20 protein-coding genes and 1 pseudogene are annotated in these 20,589 nt (G+C 73.7%); 6 read left to right on the top strand and 15 right to left on the bottom strand.

Translation table 11 applies throughout. The features are described 5' to 3' along the window. Positions 1-5 precede the first annotated feature (5 nt). Together AB0J67_RS11525 and AB0J67_RS11520 are read left to right on the top strand one after the other, a co-directional pair. Complete coding sequence (locus tag AB0J67_RS11525; protein ID WP_363479839.1) at positions 6-707, top strand: NAD(P)-binding domain-containing protein; 702 nt, start codon at positions 6-8, stop codon at positions 705-707. A gap of 139 nt (positions 708-846) precedes the next feature. Then, positions 847-1,605, top strand: a complete 759-nt coding sequence (locus tag AB0J67_RS11520; RefSeq protein ID WP_363479836.1) for an arginase family protein — start codon at positions 847-849, stop codon at positions 1,603-1,605. Positions 1,606-1,637: 32 nt separating this feature from the next. On the opposite strand, the gene AB0J67_RS11515 is transcribed toward AB0J67_RS11520, so the two are convergent. Then, positions 1,638-2,636, bottom strand: coding sequence for a LysR family transcriptional regulator (locus AB0J67_RS11515; protein WP_363479833.1), 999 nt, complete (start codon positions 2,634-2,636; stop codon positions 1,638-1,640). Positions 2,637-2,724: 88 nt separating this feature from the next. On the opposite strand from AB0J67_RS11515, the gene AB0J67_RS11510 reads away from it, so the two are divergent. Further along, positions 2,725-3,507: an alpha/beta hydrolase gene (locus tag AB0J67_RS11510; RefSeq protein ID WP_363479830.1), complete on the top strand. Its 783-nt coding sequence runs from the start codon at positions 2,725-2,727 to the stop codon at positions 3,505-3,507. Positions 3,508-3,675: 168 nt separating this feature from the next. Here the strand turns inward: AB0J67_RS11510 and AB0J67_RS11505 are convergent, their stop codons facing one another. From AB0J67_RS11505 to AB0J67_RS11440, 14 genes are all read right to left on the bottom strand, one after another. Beyond that, positions 3,676-4,239, bottom strand: a complete 564-nt coding sequence (locus AB0J67_RS11505; RefSeq protein WP_363479827.1) for a YdeI/OmpD-associated family protein — start codon at positions 4,237-4,239, stop codon at positions 3,676-3,678. A gap of 51 nt (positions 4,240-4,290) precedes the next feature. Continuing rightward, positions 4,291-4,746, bottom strand: coding sequence for a thioredoxin (gene trxA, locus AB0J67_RS11500; RefSeq protein ID WP_363479824.1), 456 nt, complete (start codon positions 4,744-4,746; stop codon positions 4,291-4,293). Position 4,747: 1 nt separating this feature from the next. Next, on the bottom strand, positions 4,748-7,405 hold the full coding sequence (gene clpB, locus AB0J67_RS11495) for an ATP-dependent chaperone ClpB (RefSeq protein WP_363479821.1): 2,658 nt from the start codon (positions 7,403-7,405) through the stop codon (positions 4,748-4,750). Continuing rightward, positions 7,359-7,697 (bottom strand): chaperone modulator CbpM, encoded by a 339-nt coding sequence (locus tag AB0J67_RS11490; protein WP_363479818.1) that lies wholly within the window; start codon positions 7,695-7,697, stop codon positions 7,359-7,361. Before AB0J67_RS11490 ends, clpB begins: the two co-directional genes overlap by 47 nt. Further along, positions 7,694-8,671, bottom strand: a complete 978-nt coding sequence (locus tag AB0J67_RS11485) for a DnaJ C-terminal domain-containing protein (RefSeq protein WP_363479815.1) — start codon at positions 8,669-8,671, stop codon at positions 7,694-7,696. Before AB0J67_RS11485 ends, AB0J67_RS11490 begins: the two co-directional genes overlap by 4 nt. 3 nt (positions 8,672-8,674) lie before the next feature. After that, a complete protein-coding gene (gene grpE, locus AB0J67_RS11480; RefSeq protein ID WP_363479812.1) occupies positions 8,675-9,376 on the bottom strand; it encodes a nucleotide exchange factor GrpE in 702 nt (233 codons plus the stop codon). A 10-nt stretch (positions 9,377-9,386) separates the two neighbouring features. After that, entirely contained in the window at positions 9,387-11,309 is a 1,923-nt protein-coding gene (dnaK, locus tag AB0J67_RS11475; RefSeq protein WP_363479810.1) for a molecular chaperone DnaK, read from the bottom strand. A gap of 175 nt (positions 11,310-11,484) precedes the next feature. Then, the gene (locus AB0J67_RS11470; RefSeq protein WP_363479940.1) at positions 11,485-12,456 is read right to left on the bottom strand and encodes a tyrosine-type recombinase/integrase; all 972 of its coding nucleotides are present in this window, start codon (positions 12,454-12,456) and stop codon (positions 11,485-11,487) included. 65 nt (positions 12,457-12,521) lie between these two features. Next, positions 12,522-13,100 (bottom strand): ATP/GTP-binding protein, encoded by a 579-nt coding sequence (locus AB0J67_RS11465; RefSeq protein ID WP_363479806.1) that lies wholly within the window; start codon positions 13,098-13,100, stop codon positions 12,522-12,524. Further along, entirely contained in the window at positions 13,084-13,443 is a 360-nt protein-coding gene (locus AB0J67_RS11460) for a DUF742 domain-containing protein (RefSeq protein ID WP_363479803.1), read from the bottom strand. The genes AB0J67_RS11465 and AB0J67_RS11460 overlap by 17 nt, the downstream gene beginning before the upstream one ends. A 2-nt stretch (positions 13,444-13,445) precedes the next feature. Next, positions 13,446-13,865 (bottom strand): roadblock/LC7 domain-containing protein, encoded by a 420-nt coding sequence (locus AB0J67_RS11455; protein WP_363479937.1) that lies wholly within the window; start codon positions 13,863-13,865, stop codon positions 13,446-13,448. Further along, positions 13,859-16,135 (bottom strand): ATP-binding protein, encoded by a 2,277-nt coding sequence (locus tag AB0J67_RS11450; RefSeq protein ID WP_363479800.1) that lies wholly within the window; start codon positions 16,133-16,135, stop codon positions 13,859-13,861. The genes AB0J67_RS11455 and AB0J67_RS11450 overlap by 7 nt, the downstream gene beginning before the upstream one ends. Positions 16,136-16,469: 334 nt before the next feature. Further along, positions 16,470-16,781, bottom strand: a complete 312-nt coding sequence (locus AB0J67_RS11445) for a hypothetical protein (protein ID WP_363479797.1) — start codon at positions 16,779-16,781, stop codon at positions 16,470-16,472. Between the two features lie 139 nt (positions 16,782-16,920). Then, complete coding sequence (locus tag AB0J67_RS11440) at positions 16,921-17,937, bottom strand: carbohydrate binding domain-containing protein (RefSeq protein WP_363479794.1); 1,017 nt, start codon at positions 17,935-17,937, stop codon at positions 16,921-16,923. Positions 17,938-18,228: 291 nt separating this feature from the next. Here AB0J67_RS11440 and AB0J67_RS11435 point away from each other — a divergent pair, with 291 nt between their 5' ends. The 3 genes and pseudogenes from AB0J67_RS11435 to AB0J67_RS11425 all read left to right on the top strand — a co-directional run. Beyond that, a complete protein-coding gene (locus tag AB0J67_RS11435) occupies positions 18,229-19,566 on the top strand; it encodes a hypothetical protein (RefSeq protein WP_363479791.1) in 1,338 nt (445 codons plus the stop codon). Between the two features lie 82 nt (positions 19,567-19,648). Then, entirely contained in the window at positions 19,649-20,161 is a 513-nt protein-coding gene (locus tag AB0J67_RS11430) for a DinB family protein (protein ID WP_363479788.1), read from the top strand. A gap of 115 nt (positions 20,162-20,276) precedes the next feature. Then, positions 20,277-20,589: pseudogene (locus tag AB0J67_RS11425) on the top strand (hypothetical protein); the annotation flags it as partial.

The following is a 20,589-nucleotide window of genomic DNA, read 5'->3' as shown; positions in this document are numbered from 1 at the left end:
ACCCCATGACCCACCCCACCCCGCATCCACTCACCCTGGGCATCCTCGGCGCCGGCAAGCTGGGCACCGTGCTCGCCCGGCTCGCCCTGGCCGCCGGGCACCGAGTGCTCGTCGCCGGCTCCGGCGACCCCGCGAAGATCGCGCTCACCGTCGAGGTGCTCACCCCCGGCGCGGTGGCCACCGACGCCCGGGACGCCGCCGCGCGCGCCGACATCGTCGTGCTCGCCCTGCCGCTGGGCAGGTACCGCACCATCCCGGCGGACGCGCTGGCGGGCAGGCTCGTGGTCGACGCCATGAACTACTGGTGGGAGGTCGACGGCGTCCGCGCCGACCTCACCGACCCGCGCACGTCGAGCAGTGAGCTGGTCCAGGCGTTCCTGCCCGGCTCGCGGGTGGTCAAGGCGTTCAACCACGTGGGCTACCACAACCTGGAGGACCAGGCCCGGCCCGCGGGCGACCCGCAGCGCCTGGCCGTGGCGATCGCGGGCGACGACCCCGCGGACCTCGCCGCCGTGGCGGCGCTGGTCGACTCGCTCGGCTTCGACCCCGTCGTGGCCGGGTCGCTGGCCGACGGGGTACGCCTCGAACCCGGCAGCGAGCTGTTCGGCGCCGATGTGGACGCCGCCGAGGTCCGGGCCAGACTCGCCCGCTTCCCCGACACCGAGCGCGGCCGGACCATCACCCTGGCCCGCACCACCACCCGCTGACCCGCCACCCCGGCCCGCGGCCCGCGCCCAAGATCTCGTCGATCTTGCGCGAACTGTTGCCCTTTTGCCCGATCTGCGCGTGTCGTACCCACCGTACGCGCAAGATCGGCGCTGGGGTGGGGCCGGTAGGGTGGGGTTTGTGGAGATCATTCTGGTGCCGTATCACCTCGACGAGCGACTGCCCGATCGCGACCTGCCGCTGCCGCCGCACCTCGATGTCACCGCGGTGACCGAGGAGCTGCCCGGCGGTGACGTGTGGGCGCGGCTCGGCAGGCTCTACACCTCGGCGGCGCGGGAGGTGGCCCGGGTGGCGCGGGCGGGCGCGGTGCCGGTGGTCGTGTCCGGCGACTGCACCGTCTCCCTGGCCACCATGGCCGGGTTGCAGCAGGCCGGAGTGGACCCGGCGATCGTGTGGTTCGACGCGCACGGCGACGTGCAGACCCTGGAGACCACCACCTCCGGGTACGTCGGCGGCATGCCGCTGCGCATCATCGTCGGCTACCGGCCGGAGCTGATCTCCCAGCGGATCGGCCTGCGCCCGATCGCCGAGGACCGCGCGCTGCTCGTCGACGCCCGCGACCTGGACCCGCCGGAGGCCGCCTACCTCGACGCCGCCGCCGTGCACCGCAGCGGCGTCGCGGACCTGGGCGAGGACGCGCTGCCGCCGGGGCCGCTCGTGCTGCACCTGGACCTCGACGTCATCGACCCGGCCGACCTGCCCGGCCTGCGCTTCCCGGTGCCCGGCGGCCCGTCGGCCGACGCGGTGCTCGCCGCCGCGCGCCGGGTGCTGGCCACCGGCCGCGTCGCCGCGATCGACGTCGCCTGCACCTGGTATCCCGACGGCCGCGACGACACCGGCCTGCGCGCCCGCCTGCTCGCCGAGCTGACCGCCGCCTGAGCGCACACCGGGCCCGGGCGGCCGCCGACGTCCTAGGCGGCCGCCCGGGTGCGGCCGGACTGCCGGGGAACGCGCGCCGCTCGCCCGTCCGGCGGGGCGGGCAGGTCGGCGCGGTCGGCCTCGGGCAGCCAGTCGCGGTCCGGGGCGAACCGCACCGAGCCCGGCCCCGGCAGCAGCTTGAGCAGCCGCGGCAGCAGCGGGTGCGGGTTGTCGGCCCGCCACACCACCGACCACGGCAGGTACGGCGTCGGGCGCAGCGGCACCCGCACCACGTCGGCGGGCAGCTGCCACCAGGCACCGAGCGGCGTCACCCGCTCCGGCCTGCGGCGCAGCTCGGCCAGCGTGTGCTCGACGCCCAGGTTGCCCGCGGTGCCGGTCAGCGGCACGCCCAGCGCCCCGGCGTACGCGCGCAGCAGGCCGACCAGCTCCGGCGGACGGTCCTCGAACGGGATCCACAGGCCGTACTCGGCGAGCTCCGGCGCGCCCACGGACGCCGCCGACGCGAGCGGGTGCCCGGCGAGCACCCCGGCCGCGATCGGCTCCAGGCAGACCAGCCGCCGGCGCAGCCCCTCCGGCCACGGCGTGCCCAGGTCGTGCGGCCGGCCCCAGGCCAGGTCGACATCCCCGCGGGCCACCGCGTCCAGCGCCGAGCCGAGGCTGCGCCGCATGCTCAGCTCCAGCAGCAGATCCGGGTACGCCGCGACCAGTTCGCCGAGCAGCGACAGCGGGCGGTGCACCGGCCCCCACACGTCCACCTTGAGCGGCAGCGGCGTCGGCCGGACTGCCTGCGCCGCCCGCACGGCCAGGGTCAGCAGGTCGCGGGCGTACGGCAGGAACCGCGCACCGGCATCGGTCAGCTCCACCCGCTGCCCGCCCCGCTCGAACAGCCGCGTGCCCAGCGCCTGCTCCAGCCGGCCGACGCGTTTGGACAGCGCCTGCTGTGTCAGGTACAGCCCCGCCGCGGCCCGTCCGAAGTGCAGCTCCTCGGCGGCGCGCACGAACGCGCGTACCTGTGCCAGGTCCAGATCCATCGGGCCAGCCTGGCCTGACAACCGACGGTTGTCCACCCCGTTCGCATGGTTGTTCGACGCTGCCGGTCACGGCGGGTTGACTGACCGCATGACGCTCACTGGAACCGCGGCCGGAGTGCCGTACGTCGCCCTGCCGCCCGCCGTCCCGTCCGCGGACACCCCGCTCGTGGTCGCCTGGCACCTGCTCGACCCGCCCCGCAGCGAGCAGGCGATGGCTGCCGCACTACCCCTGAACGGCCTGAACGCCTGGCGCGTCTACCTCGGCCTGCCGATGACCGGCGCCCGCTCCCTGCCCGGCGGCCCCGACGAGCTGATGAAGCTCGTCATGGAGGACGCGGTGCTGAACCTGTTCGAGCCGCTGACCCGGCAGGCGGCTGAGGAGTTCCCGGCGGCGCTCGCCGACCTGCGCGCGCAGCTCGGCACGACCGGCCCGCTGAGCCTGCTCGGCGGCTCGATCGGCTCGATGACCGCGCTGCGCGTGCTCACCGGCTCCGGCCTGGCCGTGGACCGGGTCGCGCTGGTCAGCCCGGCCGTGCAGCTCGGCACGCTGGTCGACGCGAACTCGCGCCGGTTCGGCATGCCGTACACCTGGACCGAGCAGAGCCGGGCCGCGGCCGACCGGCTCGACTTCGTGGCCCGCGCCGCGGAGATCGACCGGCCGCTGCTGATGGTGGTCGGCGAGGAGGACGAGAAGGACGCCTTCCGCGACCCGGCCGAGCGGCTGTGGGCGGCGTTGCCCGCTGGCGCGTCGCTGGTCACGGTCCCCGGGCTGGGGCACGCCCTGGCCGAGGAGCCGGGCATCGACGCCGCCCCGCAGACGGCGCACGCCGCCCAGGTCGACTCGATCCTCACCGACTGGCTGTCCCGGTAGTCGGGTGTGCGGGTCCCGGTGCGCTCGGTCACGGCGCACCAGGACCCGCGTTGCGAATGCTCGACGGAGTGCGCGCTGCGGTCGAGCCCGCCGGTCCAGTCAGAGGCGTGTTGCGGTCAGCGCGCCGGACGGTCAGCGCCGCGCGTCGCGGTCGAGCGCGCCGGACGGTCAGGGGCGCGGGCTGCGGCCGGCGGCGAGGTCGTCGACGGCCTTGCGCAGGCGGGCCGTGCGGGTCTCGGCGGTGGTGGCCTTCAGCAGCGGCAGCATCACCAGGTACTGCTCGGTCTTGCCGAGCCGGTCGAAGAACTCGCGGGCGGCGGCGTCCGCGGCCAGCGCCGCCGCGAGATCGTCGGGGACGGTGGCGTCGCGCTGCGCGGCATAGGCGGCGTCCCACCGCCCGTCGGCCTTGGCGGCCGCCACCTCGGCCAGGCCCGGTGGCCGTGCCCGGCCCGCGGCGATGAGCGCCTCCATGCGCTCGACGTTCACCCGCGACCAGGGGCTGCGCGGCCTGCGGCGGGAGTATCGCTGCAGGAAGTGGTCGGCGTCGTAGGACCTGCGGACGCTGTCGATCCAGCCGTAGCACAGAGCGACGTCGGCCGCCTCGGCCACGGTGATCGCCACCTGCTTCGCGTTCTTCTTGCGGACCTTCAACACGGCGCCGTCGGCGGTGGCGTGGTGCGCGGCCAGCCACGCCTCCCACTGGTCGGCGTTCTCGAAGCTCAAGATCTCCACGGGCACGACTTTAGGCGCGGGCTGTGACAGCGCGCCGCCCCGGAGCCGGGGTCACTTCGCGGGTGGCAGCGCGTTCTGCACCCACTGCAGCAGCGTGTCCGGCGGGACCGCGCCGAGCTGGCGCGCCACGACCTCGCCACCCTGCAGCATCAGCAGCAGCGGGATGGACTGGGCCTGGTAGCGCGCGGCGGTCTGCGGCGACTTGTCCACGTCGACCTTCACCACCTTGAGCCGCCCGGCGAACTGCTGCGCCGCGCGCTCGACACCCGGCGCGACCATGCGGCACGGGCCGCACCACGGCGCCCACAGGTCGAGCAGCACCGGCAGCGACGACCGCACGGCGACCGCGTCGAAGTCGGCGTCGGTCGCGTCGGTCAGCCACGGGAGCATGCCGCGGCAGCTGCCGCAGCGGGCCACCCCGCTGGCCGCCGCGCGGATCCGGTTGCGCTTGCCGCAGTGCGGGCAGGTCACCAGGTCGGCCCTGGTCTGCTGTGGTGCCTGGGTCATGTCATGCTCCCGTTCCCGCGCCCGCCTCTGCCATCGGCTCCGCCACGGCGGGTGCCGCGTCGAAGGTAACGTCCAATGCGCCGTCGCGCACGTCCACGTGGATCACCGCGCCTTCGCGCAGGTCACCGGCGATGATGGCGCGGGCGATGCGGGTCTCGACCTCGTGCGCGATGTAGCGGCGCAGCGGGCGTGCGCCGTACACCGGGTCGAAGCCGTGCTCGGCGATGAGCTTGCGGGCGTCCTCGGTGAGGTCGAGGGTGATCTGCCGCTCGCCGAGGCGGCCGCGCAGGTCGGCGAACTGCAGGTCGACGATCTTCTCGATCTGCGGCAGCGTCAGGCGGTGGAACAGCACGATGTCGTCGACGCGGTTGAGGAACTCGGGCCGGAAGTGCCCGCGCAGCTCGCCGATCACCTTGGCCCGTGCCTGCTCGGAGATGTCGGCATCGGAGCCTTCCAGCAGGTACTCGGCGCCGATGTTGGACGTCATGATGATGACGGTGTTGCGGAAGTCGACGGTGCGGCCCTGGCTGTCGGTGATGCGGCCGTCGTCGAGCACCTGCAGCAGGGTGTTGAACACGTCGGTGTGCGCCTTCTCGATCTCGTCGAACAGCACCACCGAGTACGGCTTGCGGCGTACGGCCTCGGTGAGCTGGCCGCCCTCCTCGTAGCCGACGTAGCCGGGCGGCGCGCCCACCAGCCGGCTGACGGTGTGGCGTTCCTGGTACTCGCTCATGTCCAGGCGCACGATGTTGTCCTCGGCGTCGAACAGCGCCGCCGCCAGGGCCTTGGCCAGCTCGGTCTTGCCGACACCGGTGGGCCCGAGGAAGATGAACGACCCGATCGGCCGCCGGGGGTCCTTGATGCCCGAGCGCGCCCGGATGATCGCGTCCGCGACGACCTGGACGGCCTCGTCCTGGCCGATGACGCGCTCGTGCAGGATCTCGTCGAGGCGCAGCAGCTTGCGCCGCTCGCCCTCCTGCAGCCGGGACACGGGGATGCCGGTCCACGCCGCCACGATCTCGGCGATCTCGTCCTCGGTGACGACCTCGCGCAGCAGGCCCCGCCCGTCCTGGCGGGCGGCGAGCTTCTCCTCCTCTGCGGTCAGCCGCCGCTCCAGGTCGGCGATGCGGCCGTAGCGCAGCTCTGCGGCCTTGTTCAGGTCGTACGCGCGCTCGGCCTCCTCGGCTTCGCGGCGCACCCGTTCCAGCTCCTCGCGCAGGTCCTGCACGCGCCGGATGGCCTGGCGCTCGCTCTCCCACTGGGCGCGCTTGGCGTCGGACTCGGCCTTCATGTCGGCCAGCTCCCGGCGCAGCTGGTCCAGCCGCGCCACGCTCGCCGGGTCGGTCTCCTTGGCCAGCGCCGCCTCCTCGATCTCCAGCCGCATCACCCGCCGGGTGATCTCGTCCAGCTCGGCCGGCATCGAGTCGATCTCGGTACGCAGCCGCGCGCACGCCTCGTCCACCAGGTCGATCGCTTTGTCGGGCAGGAACCGGTCGGTGATGTAGCGGTGCGACAGCGTCGCGGCCGCGACCAGCGCACTGTCCTGGATCTTCACACCGTGGAAGACCTCCAGGCGCTCGCGCAGGCCGCGCAGGATGGAGATGGTGTCCTCGACCGTCGGCTCGTCGACCAGCACCTGCTGGAAGCGGCGGGCCAGCGCGGCGTCCTTCTCGATGTGCTTGCGGTACTCGTCGACGGTGGTCGCGCCGATCATGTGCAGCTCACCGCGGGCCAGCATCGGCTTGAGCATGTTGCCCGCGTCCATCGCGCCCTCGCTGCCGCCGCCCGCGCCGACGACCGTGTGCAGCTCGTCGACGAACAGCAGGATGCGGCCCTCGGCGGCGCGGACCTCGTTCAGCACCGCCTTGAGCCGCTCCTCGAACTCGCCGCGGTACTTCGCGCCGGCGATCAGCGAGCCCATGTCGAGGGCGAACACGGTCTTGTCGCGCAGACCCTCGGGCACGTCGCCGCGCACGATGCGCTGGGCCAGGCCCTCGACGATCGCGGTCTTGCCGACGCCGGGGTCGCCGATCAGCACGGGGTTGTTCTTGGACTTGCGGGACAGGATCTGGATGACCCGCCGGATCTCCGCGTCGCGGCCGATGACCGGGTCGAGCCGGTTGGCGCGGGCGTCGGCGACCAGGTCGCGGCCGTACTTCTCCAGGGCCTCGTAGGTGACCTCGGGCATCGCCGAGGTGACCCGCTGGTTGCCGCGGACCTGCGTCAGCGCGGCCAGGAACGCCTCGCGGGTGACGCCGTTCTCCTTGAGCCGGCGTCCCGCCGCGGTCGCCGAGCCCTCGTCGGCCAGGGCCAGCAGCAGGTGCTCGGTCGAGACGTACTCGTCCTTGAGCCGCCTGGCCTCCCGCTCGGCCGTGTCCAGCACCCGCGACAGCCGCTGCGTCACGAACACCTGGCCCGGCTGGGCGCCCGGCCCGCTCACCTTCGGCAGGCGGGACAGGTCCTGCTCGACCTCGGCGCGCAGCCGCCGCGGGTCGGCGCCGGTCTGCTCGACCAGCCGCGGCACGATGCCGTCGGGCTGCTCCAGCAGCGCGGCCAGCAGGTGCTCGCCGTCGACCTCGGTGTGTCCCAGCCGCAGCGCTATGGTCTGCGCGTCATGCAGCGCTTCCTGGGACTTCTGGGTCAGCCGGTTCATGTCCACGGGCCTGGCTCCTTCGCAGTGCGGACTCGAGCTCGTCGACGCGGTCCAGCAGGTCCATGACCAGCCCGATCGCGGTGTAGTTCAGGGACAGGTCGCTGCGCAGGCGCTGCACGCGGGCGACCCGGCGCACGGCGGCGGGGGAGAACCAAAGGTTCCCGGCGGCGTCGCGGCTGCAGTCGAGCAGGCCCAGCGCCACGTAGCGCTGCACCAGCACCGGGTGCAGGTTCGCCTGGCGGGCGAAGCGGTCCAGGCTGAGCCGGGTCGGCACGGCGAGCGCGTACACCGTGGTCATCGGCCGCTCCTCGGGTCGAAGTCGGACGCCTTGGCCAGCTCCTCGTAGAGCTCCCGCTCGCGCGGGGTCAGCGTGGCCGGCACCATGATCCGGACCTCGGCGAACAGGTCGCCGGGCTCGCCGCGGCGGTGCGGCATGCCCTGCCCGCGCAGCCGCAGGCGGCGGCCGCTCGACGTGCCGGGCGGCACGGTCACCTTCGTCTCGCCGCCGGGCGTGCGCAGCGGCACGCTCGCGCCCAGCGCCGCCTCCGGCGGGCTCACCGGCAGCGTGACGTGGATGTCGCGGCCCTCCACCCGGTAGCGCGGGTCGGGCTGCAGGCGTACCACCAGGTAGAGGTCGCCGGGCGGGGCGTTGCCGCGGCCGCGGCCGCCCTGCCCGGCCAGCCGGATGCGCTGGCCGTCGGTCACGCCCGCCGGGATGTTCACGTCGTAGCTGCGCGGACCCTCCGCACCGGACAGCGTGATGCTGCGCTGCCCGCCCCGGTACGCCTCCTCGACGCTGAGCGGCAGCTCCGCCTCCTGGTCCGCGCCCGCGATGGGCCCCGCGCCCCGCCCGCCGCCGAACATGCCGCCGAGCAGGTCCTCCAGGTCCACGTCGCCGCCGTCGTAGCTCCACGTGAACGGCTCACCCTGCTCGCCGCCCCGGAAGCCGCCCGCGAACCCGCCGCCGGGAAAGCCGCCGCCCGGGAAGCCGCCGCCCCGGCCGCGGAACCCGCCCGCACCCGCGCCGGCCATCTCCTCGTACCCCTCCGGGACCTTGCGGAAGTCCTCGCCGAAGCGGTCGTAGCGGGCGCGGGTCTTCGGGTCGTGCAGCACCTGGTACGCCTCGTTGATCTCCTTGAAGCGCTCCTCGGCGTCCGGGTTCTTGTTCACGTCGGGGTGGTACCTGCGGGCCAGCTTGCGGAACGCCTGCTGGATCTCGTCGGCGGACGCGCTCCGGCCGACCCCGAGCACCTCGTAGAAGTCACGCGCCACCGTTCACCCCTGGGTGTTGCCGGCGACGACGACCGTGGCCGGGCGCAGCTGCCGGTCGGGCTCGCCGTAACCGGGCCGGATCACCTGCAGCACGGTGCCGTCGGGTTCGCCGGTGTTCGGCACCACGCTGACCGCCTCGTGCCACACCGGGTCGAACGGCACCCCGGTGTCCTCCCGGCGCGGGAACCCGAGCGTGCCCAGCGTGCTCACGGCCTGGTCGCGTACGGCGCGCACGCCGTCGACCACCGCGGACGGGTCGCTGTCGGCGTGCGACAGGGCCAGGTCGAGGTTGTCGATGACGGGCAGGAACACCGCGGCCACCCGGGCCCGTTCGTTCTCCCGCTCGGCGGTCAGCTGGCGCTCGTACCGCTTGCGCATGTTGTCGAGGTCGGCCAGCGCCCGCCGCAGCCTGGCCTCCAGCTCGGCCGCCGTCGGCCCGCCGGTCCCGGGCTGCGCCACACCCTGCACCCCACCGGCCTGCGCGCCGGGCGGCGGCGACGTCCCGGCCCGCGGCCCGCCGGGGGCCTGCTCGGCGGGTGCCTCGGCGGTGGCCTGCCCGGCGTGCCCGGCCACCCGGTCCACCTCCGCCGGATCCATGGCGACCGGCCCCGGCGGCTCGGCGCTGTGCCGGGGCGCGTGCGGCTGGGGCTGCTCGGGCGCGGTGTCGGCCTGCGGACCCGAGCCCCCGTGCGGGTGGTGTGCCATGACCGGCCTCTCAGCTCGGGGAGAACTCGGCGTCGATCACGTCGTCGTCGCCCTGCCCGGTCCGGGCCCCGGCACCCTGCCCGCCCTGGCCCGCCTGGCCGGCCTGCCCCGGCTGCCCACCGGCGCCGGGCGGCGGGCCGGACGGCTGCGCCATCAGCCCCTGGGCGACCTGCTGCAGGTCGCCGATGAGCGAGCGCAGGCGGTCCATCGGCGCGTTCTCCTTGAGCGCCTGCCGGGCGTCGCCGACCAGCAGGTCCGCGCGGGCCTTCTCGTGCGCGGGCGCCGACTCGCCGAGCTCGCCCAGCCGCTGCTCGACCTGGTACGTCAGCGACTCCAGCTCGTTGCGGGCGTCGATGAGCTGGCGCATCCGGGTGTCCTCCTCGCGGTGCGACTCCGCGTCGGAGACCATCCGCTCGACCTCGGACCGGTCCAGGTTGCCGCTGTCGGTGATGGTGATCTGCTGCTCGGCGTTGGTCTCCTTGTCCTTGGCGGAGACGTTGAGGATGCCGTTGGCGTCCACGTCGAACGTGACGTCGATCTGCGGGATGCCGCGCGCGGCGGGCCGGATGTTCTCCAGCCGGAACTTGCCCAGCGTCCGGTTGTCGGCCGCCAGCTCGCGCTCGCCCTGCAGCACGTGGATGTCGACGGCGGGCTGGTTGTCCTCGGCGGTGCTGAACGTCTCGCTGCGCCGCGCGGGGATGGTGGTGTTGCGCTCGATGACCTTGGTCATCCGCCCGCCGAGGGTCTCCAGGCCCAGCGACAGCGGCGTGACGTCCAGCAGCAGCACGTCCGGTCCCTCGCCGGTGAGCACGCCCGCCTGGATCGCCGCGCCCATCGCCACGACCTCGTCGGGGTTGACGCTCATGTTCGGGTCCTTGCCGCCGGTCAGCCGCCGCACCAGGGCCTGCACCGCCGGGATCCGGGTGGAGCCGCCGACCAGGATCACCTCGTCCAGGTCGTTGGCGGTCACCTTCGCGTCGGCCATGGCCTGCTCGACCGGGCCGAGGCAGCGCTGCACCAGGTCCTTGGTCAGGTCCTCGAACTTCGACCGGGTGATCGTCGTGGTCAGGTGCTTGGGCCCGGACGCGTCGGCGGTCACGAACGGCAGGCTCACCTGCGTCTGGGTGACCGAGGACAGCTCGACCTTGGCCTTCTCGGCGGCCTCGAACAGCCGCTGCAGCGCCTGCGGGTCGGTGCGCAGGTCGATGCCGTTGTCGTTCTTGAACTCGTCGGCCAGGAAGTCGACCAGCCTGCGGTCGAAGTCGTCGCCGCCCAGGTGCGAGTCGCCGGCCGTGGCGCGGACCTCCACCACGCCGTCGCCGACGTCGAGGATGCTCACATCGAACGTGCCGCCGCCCAGGTCGAACACCAGGACCGTCTCGTGGCCCTTCTTGTCCAGCCCGTACGCCAGCGCGGCCGCGGTCGGCTCGTTGATGATCCGCAGCACGTCCAGCCCGGCGATGCGGCCGGCGTCCTTGGTCGCGGTGCGCTGCGCGTCGTTGAAGTACGCCGGGACGGTGATCACGGCCTGGGTCACCTTCTCGCCCAGGAACTTCGACGCGTCGTCGACCAGCTTGCGCAGCACCTGCGCGCTGATCTCCTCCGGGGAGTACATCCTGCCCTTGACGTCGAAGCGGACCAGCCCGTCCGGGCCGGGCACCACGTCGAACGCGACGGCCTTGGCCTCGGAGCTGATCTCGTCGAAGTGCCGGCCGATGAACCGCTTGGCCGAGTAGATCGTCCCCTTGGGGTTCAGGATCGCCTGCCGCCGGGCGAGCTGCCCGACCAGGCGCTCGCCGGCGTCGGTGAACGCCACCACCGAGGGGGTGGTGCGCGAGCCCTCCGCGTTCTGGATCACGGTGGGCTGCCCGCCCTCGAAGACCGCGATCACCGAGTTCGTGGTGCCCAGATCGATACCCACTGCCTTGGCCATGCCCAGCTCCCGACGTCCGCTGTCTCCGGCGCCGCCCCCTGCGCGGGGGACTCTCCACCGGGCTGCCGACCCGGGGCACGCCGCATGAACATCCGTTATATGCACATAAATCGGACTCACATAAATCTAGCGGACCGCCCGGCCCGATGTGCCGGTACTGGCTCTTCCGCCGAGGTCAGGCCCCCGCGCCGCGCCGGGTCCGGGCGGACCACACCGCGTACGACGGGTCGCGGTCGAGGTTGTGCCGGTCGCGGTCGTAGCGGCGGGTGGTGCGCGGGTCGGCGTGGCCCATCGCGTCCTGCACGTCCTCCAGCGGCACGCCCTCGCCGCGGGCCGTGGTCGCGAACGCGTGGCGCAGCGAGTGCGGCGACAGGTCCGCCGCACTGGGGATGCCCGCCTTGTCGGCCAGCCTGCGCACCAGCCGGAACACGGCGATGCGGTCAACCGGCCGGCCGGTCTTGGAGACGAACACCGGCCCGCTCAGGTCCGCCACCGCCACCCCGGCGCCCTCGGCGCGCTCGGCCAGGTACGCGTCCAGGGCGGCCGAGGTGCCCGGGGCGAGCGCCCGGCGGCGCGGCTTGCCGCCCTTGCCGGAGAAGCGCACCGTGCGGTGGCCGCGCTCGTGGCCGAGATCAGCCAGGTCCAGCCGGACCGCCTCGCTGACCCGCAGCCCCAGGTCGGCCAGCAGGGTCAGCAGCGCGTGGTTGCGCGCCGAGTCCTCCGCCGCGGCCCGCAGCAGCGCCTCCACCTCGGCGGCGCTCATGCCCACGGTCGCGGAGTGGTCGCGCTGCACACCGGGCCGGTCCGCACCGGTCACCGGGTTGACCGGTATGACCTCCAGCTTGTGGAGGAACTCGTACCAGCTGGACAGGCCCGACAGCTTGCGGGCCACGGTGGTCGGCGCCAGCGGCCGGCCGCTGCGCGGGTCCACCGACGACTCCAGCCAGCGGCCGTACTCGTTGACGTGGGTGAACCGGGCCCGCAGCGGCTCGATGCCGTGCTCGGCGCACCAGGCCAGATAGCCGTTGACGTCGCGCCGGTAGGCTTCGCGCGTGTTGGCCGACAACCGCCGGTTGTTCAGCCACGCCTCGGTGAAGTCCACATACTCCTGCGCGGCGGCCAGCGCGCCGCCCTGCGCCGGGATCATGATCTCACCGTTCACGATCGACAGCCTAGCGGCGCGGCCCGACATGCGGACCGCGCCACCGCGGCTCACACCGGCAGCGACAGCACGTGCTGCAGCAGCGCCACCAGCACTCGGCGCGAGGACACCTGGTCACGCGCGTCGCACATCACCACCGGCACCCCCGCGTCCAGGTTCAGCGCCAGCTGCACGTCCGAGGGCTGGAAGCGCTCGCCGCCGTCGAAGCAGTTCACCGCCACGATGAACGGGGTCTCCCGGTCCTCGAAGTAGTCGATGCAGGCGAAGCTCTCCTTCAGCCGGCGCGTGTCGGCGAGCACCACCGCGCCGATCGCGCCCGCGGCCAGCTCGTCCCACAGGAACGAGAACCGGTCCTGGCCCGGCGTGCCGAACAGGTACAGCACCAGGTCGCGGCTGATGGTGATCCGCCCGAAGTCCATCGCCACCGTGGTGTGGGTCTTGCCCTCCACGCCGGACAGGTCGTCCACGCCGATGCCCGCGTCGGTCAGCACCTCCTCGGTGCGCAGCGGCTTGATCTCGCTCACCGCGCCGACCATCGTCGTCTTGCCCACCCCGAAATGCCCCGCGATCAGGATCTTCACCGCGGTGGGCAGCACCACCGGTGCGGCGTCGCTAACCACTGAGTCCATTGATGACCGCCTCGAGAACGGGCCGGCTCGCCACACCGCGGGCCGGGGTGGGGGATCGGGTGACGATGAGCTGCTGCGCCAGCAGGTCGCCGAGCAGCACCATGACCGTGCCCGCGGGCAGGTCCAGCTCGGCGGACAGCTCGGCGACCGAGACCGGCTGCTGGCTGTGCCGCAGGATCTGCGCGGACTCCGGGTGCAGGCCGTCGTCGTCCTCCGGCGGCCGGGTCGCCATCACGATCGAGATGAGGTCGAACGCACCGCGCACCGGGGTGGTGCGCCCGGACGTCATCGCGTACGGCCGCACCACCGGGCCCGCGTCGGGCCACTGCTGGGTGGGGTCCATCGTCAGCCCTGCGCCCCCGCCGGCTGCCGCACCGGCGTGCTGATGTACTGGCCCACCCGGACCACCAGCATCTCCATCTCGTACGCCGCCACGCCCACGTCGATGTCGCTGCCGCACACCACCGCCAGGCACGCGCCGTTGCCGGCCGAGGTGACGAACAGGTACCCCGACCCGAACTCGATCATGGTGCGGCGCACCACGCTGTCGCCGAAGTGCCGCCCCGCGCCCCGCGCCAGGCTGCTCAGCCCGGCCGCCGCCGCCGACAGGTGCTCGGCGTCGGCCTTGCCCAGCCCCTTCGACGCGGCGATGAGCAGCCCGTCCGTGGACAGGATGATGGCGTACCTCGCCTCGACGACCCGGTGCACCAGGTCGTCGACCAGCCAGGCCAGGTCGACCGACGCTGCCGTCTTCTCCGTCACGATGCTCGTCCTTCTGCGTGAGTGGTGGACAGGTCTGCGGCGGGGCCGCCGCTCGCGTGCTCCCGGGCGCGCTGCGCCGCGTCGACGTACGCGGCCAGCATCCGGCTGACCTCCCGCGGCTCGCGGCCGTTCGGGTACGCCCCCGGCTCGGCGGGCAGCCGCTCGGCCTCGGACAGGTCGCGCGGGCGGGGCACGGTCCGCTTCGGCCGCTTCTCCCGCCACGGCAGCCCGACCGGCGTGTACTGGGTGTCGTCCCCGCCGGCGCCCCTCGCCGCCGCGGGCTCGCCGCCGCCGCCGGCGACGGCGGGTCGCTCGCGCACCGGCGGGCTCACCGCGGTGGCCCCCGCGACCGTGGCCAGCAGCCGTTCCCGCGGCCGGTCGCCGACCTCCGGCGCGGACCGCGACACCAGCTCGGCCGGGATCACCACCGCCGCCGTGACGCCGTCGTACGCCGAGCGCCGCAGCTGCACCACCAGCTGATGGCGCTGCGCCAGCCGCCCGACCACGTAGAAGCCGAGCCGGGCCGCGCCGGTCAGCGGGAACTCCGGCGGATCGGCCAGCTGCAGGTTCGCCTCGTGCAGGTCGACGTCGGTCATGCCCAGGCCCCGGTCCTCGATCTCGACCAGGTAGCCGCCCGGGACCGTCCGGCCCGCCACGTGCACGTCGGTGTGCGGCGGGGAGAACTGCACCGCGTTCTCCATCAGCTCCGCCAGCAGGTGGATCACGTCGCCTGCCGCGTGACCCGCGAGCGCGGCCGGCTCTGCCGCTCTCAGCCGCACCCGCGGGTAGTCCTCGACCTCGGCCAGCGCCGCGCGCAGCACGTCGACCATCGGCACCGTCGCCCGGTAGGTGCGGCTCGCCGGCACCCCCGACAGCACCACCAGGTTCTCCGCGTTGCGCCGCATGCGCGTGGCGAGGTGGTCGATCTGGAACAGCTTGGCCAGCTCCTCGTCGGTGACCGCCTGCCGCTCCATGGTGTCGATCAGCTTCAGCTGGCGGTGCACCAGCGCCTGGATGCGGTGCGCCAGGCTCAGGAACACGTCGCGTACGCCCCGGCGCAGCTCCGCCTGGTCCACCGTGGCCTGGATCGCGGTCTGCTGCACGATGTCGAACGCCCGGCCCACGTGGCCGATGTCGTCGTCACCGAACCCCAGCGGCGGCGCCGCCTCGGCGACGTCCACCTCCTCGCCGACCCGCAGCTTCTCCACCACCCGCGGCAGCCGCACGTGCGCCAGCTCCAGCGCGGCCGCCTTCAGCTCCGCCAGCTGCTCCTGCAGCGAGCGCAGCGCCCGGATGGTGAACCGGATCGACAGGACCACCGCGATCAGCCCCAGGCCCGCGGCCAGTACCAGCTGCACGATGATGCCGATCGCCGCGGGCCGGAACCGCACCACGGTCCGGTCGGCCAGCTCCAGCACCATGGTGCGCAGGGCGTCGATGGCGGCGGTGACCGCCGCGCGCCACTGCGCCGGGTCGGCGACCGGGGCGGTGCCGGGCGCGGCCCGCATCACCTGACCCTGCAGCGTCTGCAGGGTCAGCATCACCGGGTCGTTCAGCAGCCGGGTGTAGTCGCCCCGGTCCGGCTGCGGCAGCCGCTCGGCGACCTGCGTCGACAGGTATCGCTGGGCGCCGACCAGCTCGGTGAAGGTGGACCGGTCGGCGTCGGTGAACAGGTTGCCGGCGAGCACCCCGGACAGCACCGCGTCCTGCCGCGACACCATCTCCTGCGAGTGGGTGAGCAGCACCAGCGTCGAGGTGTGGAAGATGACCTCGGAGTCGTCCCAGGCGGTGTACGTGTCGTACACGTCGAAGCCGAGCTGCGCCAGGCCGGTGAAGTAGGCGTTCGCGCCGACCCGGTCCAGCCGGCCCCGGTCGAGCTGGATCCGCTTGTCGGGCAGGCCGTCCAGCGCGCGCAGCAGCTCGGCGTGGCGCAGGTCGCTGGCTTCGCTGGTGGACCACTGCCCGATGGTGCTGTCCAGTGCCCCGCGCAGCCGCTGCTGCGCCTGGTCGGTGCCGGCCCGCGCGGCGTCCAGCGGGGCCCGGTCGGCGCTCGCGCCCGCCGCCGCGTAGGTCACCGACTCGCGCCGCTCGGCCTGCAGCGCCGCGATCAGCGCCTCGGTCGGCTTGGCGACCTGCTGCTCCAGCGCGGCCAGCCAGACCAGGTGCACACCCTCGCCGACGGTGACGTACGCGGCGAACGCCCACAGGGCCACCAGCGAGGAGAGGACAGCGACGATCTTGTTCCGGAGACCGGGATTGCGTGGTCGAGTCATGGCACCCGCTCTGGGAGGGGACGCGGCAGGGGGAGGTGCTCACGCCCCGGCAGGACGGGGCGTGACGGGGTGTGCGCGCGACGTTTTCGTCGCGCGGCCCGTTCTAACAAGCCCCTATCCGCGCTGATCGCACTCCCGGTGCGATGCGGGTCAAAGCTGGCCGTGAGGCCGATCCGCGCCTACCCGATCTCCCCGGCGCGGCGTCCGATCGGTTCGCGGTCGCGGGGGGTCCACGACACGGTCCCGTGCTCCGCCGGGTGCTCCGCCGTGCCGGGTCACCTGTTCCGGGAGGTGTGTACGTCCCGGAACAGGTGACCCGGAGCAGGTCGTGCCGTCAGCGCCGGGCGGCGAACGGCTCCCGCGCGGCGTCGGTGGCGGCGCGGCGGCGGGCCAGGTACTCCCCGACGAACAGGTGTAGTCCGAGGTTGAGCACGGCCGGGAACGCGACCAGGAACTCGAACACCGCCGGGGAGGCCCCGTCGGTGAACTGCGCCGTGAGGATGCTCCACGGCGCACCGGCCAGCACCACGGGGATGCTGAGCAGGACGGTGCCGATGCCCTTGCCGCCCGCGCTCACCCCCGAGCCGACCACGACGAAGACGATGACCAGCGGAATGACCAGAAGGGCGTGGACGAGAACGGCCAAACGTCGGCCCGAGAGTGTCATTCGGAGGAGATTAGCGCCGCCACAGCCGTAACGCGAGTGCTGTGACGTGCAGCGATCGTGCGTACGCACTGCGTCAGCGAACCGCCGGACGGTGTCGCACCCTCCGATGTGGGCGCGCTCAGGCGGACGGGACCTGCCAGGTCATCACCTGGACCGGTGCGGAGCGCACGGACTCGCCCGCCGAGTTGAGCGCGGTGACCTCGAACGTGTAGAGCGTGCCGTGCCGCAGTCCCGTCGCGGTGAACGCGGGCCCGTAGGACCAGCCGACCAGCACGCCGTCCCGGTAGATCCGGTAGCCGTCGCTCGCGGCCTGCACCGCCTCCCACGCCAGCCAGACGTGGTACGCGTGCGGCGTCGCGACCAGCGACCGGGTCGTCGGCGGCACCGCGCCCTGCGCCGCCGCGGTGTTGACCGACACCGCGATCGTGGCCGGCGACTCGCCGGCCCGGTTCACGGCGGTCACGTGGAAGGAGTACGCCGTGCCCGGCGTGAGCCCGTCGACGACCTCGCCGGTGCCGGTGACCGAGCGCAGGAACGCGCCGTCGCGGTAGACGCGGTAGGAGGTGGCGCCGGGTGAGCCGATCCAGGCCAGCCGGACCGAGTGGCTGGTGGTCTCGTCCGGGATCGGCGTCGCGGGCGCCACCGGGGTGCGCGCGGCGCTGTCCGGGCCGCTGAGCACCACGTCGTCGGCCTGGTACGCGGCCTGCCCGTACCAGCCGTGCAGGTAGACGGTGGCCGTGTCGGCGGTCGCGGTGAAGCTGGTCGACAGCTGGGTCCAGGCCGCGCTCGGCGGTGTCCAGGCGACGCCGTGGTCGTGGCCGAGGAAGGCGTACCCGCCGCGCACCCAGGCGGTCAGCGTGTACGTGGCCCCGGGCTGGACCGGCACGGTCTGCGCGCAGCGAGCCAGACCGGTGTCGGTCGGCACGCCGGCCAGCGACCGGGCGCCGGTGCGCGGCTGCCCGAACTGGCTGGTGCCGGGCTCGCACGTCCAGGCCCACACGGTGGCGTGATCGGCGTAGCGCGCCTGCTCGAACGAGGCGTTCGCCGCCAGGTTGGGCGCCGCCGCGTGCGCGGGGGCGGCCCCGCCGAACGCGGTCGCGCCGGCCAGCACGGCGAGGACGACGAAGCGCCGCATGATCACTCCATACTGTTAGGTTTCCTGTCTATTCGCGACGGACAGTAGCGGCGGCGATCCGTTCCTGTCAATGGGCGGACTCCGGTGGCGAGTCCTTGCCGGGTATGCCATCCTCAGGTGCCTGCCCTGATCGCCGTATCCGCCGGCGTCCAGAAGTCCCACCGCGGCGACGCCGTCGACGGCGCCGCCGCTCAGTCGTGACACGCACATGAGGGGCACCGGCAGATGAGTTCCACTGCGCAGTCCTCGGCAGGCCGCCACCGGGGACGCCCCCCGCTGCGCCGTCGCGTCGTGATCGCCGTCGTCGGCGGGCTCGCCGCCGCCACGGCCATCGGCGTCGCCGCCGCGTTCTCCGTGACCGCCCTGACCGCCGACGCCGCCGGGCCGTCGGTTCAGGACAGCGCGGCGACCCCTGCAGCTTCCGCCACGCCGGCCGCGGCCGCGTCCGCCTCGCCGTCGCCGAAGCCGGTGGGCGGTTGCGCGAGGCCCGCCGGCCCCGCACCCGTCGTCAAGGTCACCGAGGTCAAGCTCGGTACGCGGGTGGCCGGCCACGGGCGGGAAGGAGACACCGAGCCGCTGCCCATGGCCATCGCGGCCGACCCCGCGGGCGGCTCCTGGCTCGCCTGGCTGGGCACCGACGACAAGGTCTACCTCGGCCGGCTCGACTGCGACGACCGCCTGGTGGGCAGGCCCACCAGCTTCACCGGCATCGACCTGCAGGACGTGCACGCCGACAGCACCGGCGGCGTGCTGTTGCTCACCCGGCGCGGCGACTGCGGCGGCGGCAGGCTGTGCGGCGGATCGTCGAGCCCGTGCCGGACCATGTACATGATCCGCTTCGACGACACCGGCCGTCAGGTGTGGGAGCGGCAGGTGACGAACCTGACCGGCGGCCGGCGGGGTTACGACGACGGCGCCCGGTTCGTGTGGTGGTACCAGCACCACGGCCGCCTCGCCACCGACGGCCGGAACTACGCGGCGTACTTCGGCGTCGCCATCACCGTCCGCAACGGCGACTGCGTCGACATCCACGAGGGCGACCGCATGCAGGTCGTCGACGCCAAGGGGAACCTGGTGCCCGGCCATCGCGACAGCTTCGCGGTCGGGTGCAGCCACAGCTGGACCACGCGCGTGGTGTGGGATCCGCGTACCAGCCGGTTCGTGATGGTCTGCGCCACCGACAACGGCTGCCGGATCGCCCAGCCGGACCCCTACCGGACCGTCGCCGCGGGAGCCTGCGACGGCACCCTGTTCGGCGGCGACCTCGTGCTCGCCAGGACCAAGGGCTACTGGACCGCGTGGAGCCAGGGCGGCCAGGTGCGTCTGGAACACTTCACCACCGGCCGGTCCGACACCACCGTCCGGACGTCCGCCCGCTCCGGCCACCCGCACCTGGTGGCCTACGGCGCGGGCCGGATGCTGCTGGCCTGGGCGTCGGGCTCGGCGATCGCCGCGCAGGTGTACGACTCCGGCAACGGCAGGACCGTCGGCGCGAAGTTCACCATCGGCGTGAAGGACCACGACTACCAGGCGTTCAAGCCCTACCCGGACGGCAGCGCCGCCTACCCGGCCACCGGTGGCAGCGGCACGTCGATCCGCATCGCGCGGGTGCTGCCGCTGAGCGGCTGACACGGCACGGCGCAATACGCCGCGATGTCGGGGGCCGGGCCTACGGTGTGGGGGAATGAACCGATCGATGGGGGGATGCACCATGTCTGTATCTGCGAAGACGCTGACCCGCGAGCGCGCCGACCTGCTCGAGACGCTGGCCAAGCACCGCCACTTCCTGCGCTACACCGCGCAGGGCCTGACCGACGAGCAGGCGGCGGCGACGCCGACCACGAGCGCGCTGTGCGTCGGCGGCCTGATCAAGCACGTGGCCCTGACCGAGAAGAGCTGGATGGCCTTCGCGGTCGGCGGCGCGGCCGCGATGACCGGCGCCGACGGCGAGACCGACTGGGCCGACGGCTTCCGGATGACCCCGGGGGAGACCGTCGAGGGCCTGCTGAAGGAGTACGAGGAGGTCGCCCGCCGGACCGACGAGCTGGTGGCCACCCTCGACCTGGACACCGCGCACGCGCTGCCGGAGGCGCCGTGGTTCGAGCAGGGCGCGACCTGGTCGGTGCGCCGGGTGGTGCTGCACGTGATCGCCGAGACGTCCCAGCACGCCGGGCACGCCGACATCATCCGCGAGACACTCGACGGGCAGAGGACGATGGGCTGACCCCTGGGGCCGGTGGGACAGTCCTTCGCGGCCCCTTCCGGCGGGCGTAACCGGCCCGAAATGCCTGGTCGGCAGGGTGGTGGGCAGGACCTCGAACTCATCGGAGGTGAGGGTCGTGAACACACCGCACGAGATCACCCGGCTGCAGGCCGAATACACCGCCCGGATCAACGACGCCGTGGCGGCCGGACGCGACGACCTGGCCCGCGAGCTGGCCGAGGAGTGCTCGACCATGCTCGCGGGCGCCGTCGCGACCGACGGGCTGCCGCAGCGGGAGCCACCGCCCGTGGTCGCCGGATTTCAGCCCACGGGGCCCGGACTAGCGGCGCTGGCGGCGGCCGCCGACCAGGCCGACGCGCGGCACGCGCCGCTGCGGGTCCTGGCGGCCCGGCCGCTGCCGGTGTGGGCGCACCCGGTGGCGATGGCGC

The sequence above is a fragment of the Catellatospora sp. NPDC049609 genome (genome assembly GCF_040675365.1).
Taxonomy (GTDB): domain Bacteria; phylum Actinomycetota; class Actinomycetes; order Mycobacteriales; family Micromonosporaceae; genus Catellatospora.
Note: the sequence above shows the minus strand (reverse complement) of the source record. Positions and strands in the feature narration are given on the sequence as shown.

What these genes read in the sequence shown, in the direction of transcription:
- AB0J67_RS11515 (WP_363479833.1), bottom strand. Translation starts at nt 2,636, where the DNA reads ATGGATCTGGACCTGGCACAGGTACGCGCGTTCGTGCGCGCCGCCGAG.
- AB0J67_RS11450 (WP_363479800.1), bottom strand. Translation starts at nt 16,135, where the DNA reads ATGACTCGACCACGCAATCCCGGTCTCCGGAACAAGATCGTCGCTGTC.
- AB0J67_RS11440 (WP_363479794.1), bottom strand. Translation starts at nt 17,937, where the DNA reads ATGCGGCGCTTCGTCGTCCTCGCCGTGCTGGCCGGCGCGACCGCGTTC.
- AB0J67_RS11510 (WP_363479830.1), top strand. Translation starts at nt 2,725, where the DNA reads ATGACGCTCACTGGAACCGCGGCCGGAGTGCCGTACGTCGCCCTGCCG.
- AB0J67_RS11490 (WP_363479818.1), bottom strand. Translation starts at nt 7,697, where the DNA reads ATGACCACGGTGTACGCGCTCGCCGTGCCGACCCGGCTCAGCCTGGAC.
- grpE (WP_363479812.1), bottom strand. Translation starts at nt 9,376, where the DNA reads ATGGCACACCACCCGCACGGGGGCTCGGGTCCGCAGGCCGACACCGCG.
- AB0J67_RS11470 (WP_363479940.1), bottom strand. Translation starts at nt 12,456, where the DNA reads ATGATCCCGGCGCAGGGCGGCGCGCTGGCCGCCGCGCAGGAGTATGTG.
- trxA (WP_363479824.1), bottom strand. Translation starts at nt 4,746, where the DNA reads ATGACCCAGGCACCACAGCAGACCAGGGCCGACCTGGTGACCTGCCCG.
- AB0J67_RS11430 (WP_363479788.1), top strand. Translation starts at nt 19,649, where the DNA reads ATGTCTGTATCTGCGAAGACGCTGACCCGCGAGCGCGCCGACCTGCTC.
- AB0J67_RS11460 (WP_363479803.1), bottom strand. Translation starts at nt 13,443, where the DNA reads ATGGACCCCACCCAGCAGTGGCCCGACGCGGGCCCGGTGGTGCGGCCG.
- dnaK (WP_363479810.1), bottom strand. Translation starts at nt 11,309, where the DNA reads ATGGCCAAGGCAGTGGGTATCGATCTGGGCACCACGAACTCGGTGATC.
- AB0J67_RS11465 (WP_363479806.1), bottom strand. Translation starts at nt 13,100, where the DNA reads ATGGACTCAGTGGTTAGCGACGCCGCACCGGTGGTGCTGCCCACCGCG.
- AB0J67_RS11525 (WP_363479839.1), top strand. Translation starts at nt 6, where the DNA reads ATGACCCACCCCACCCCGCATCCACTCACCCTGGGCATCCTCGGCGCC.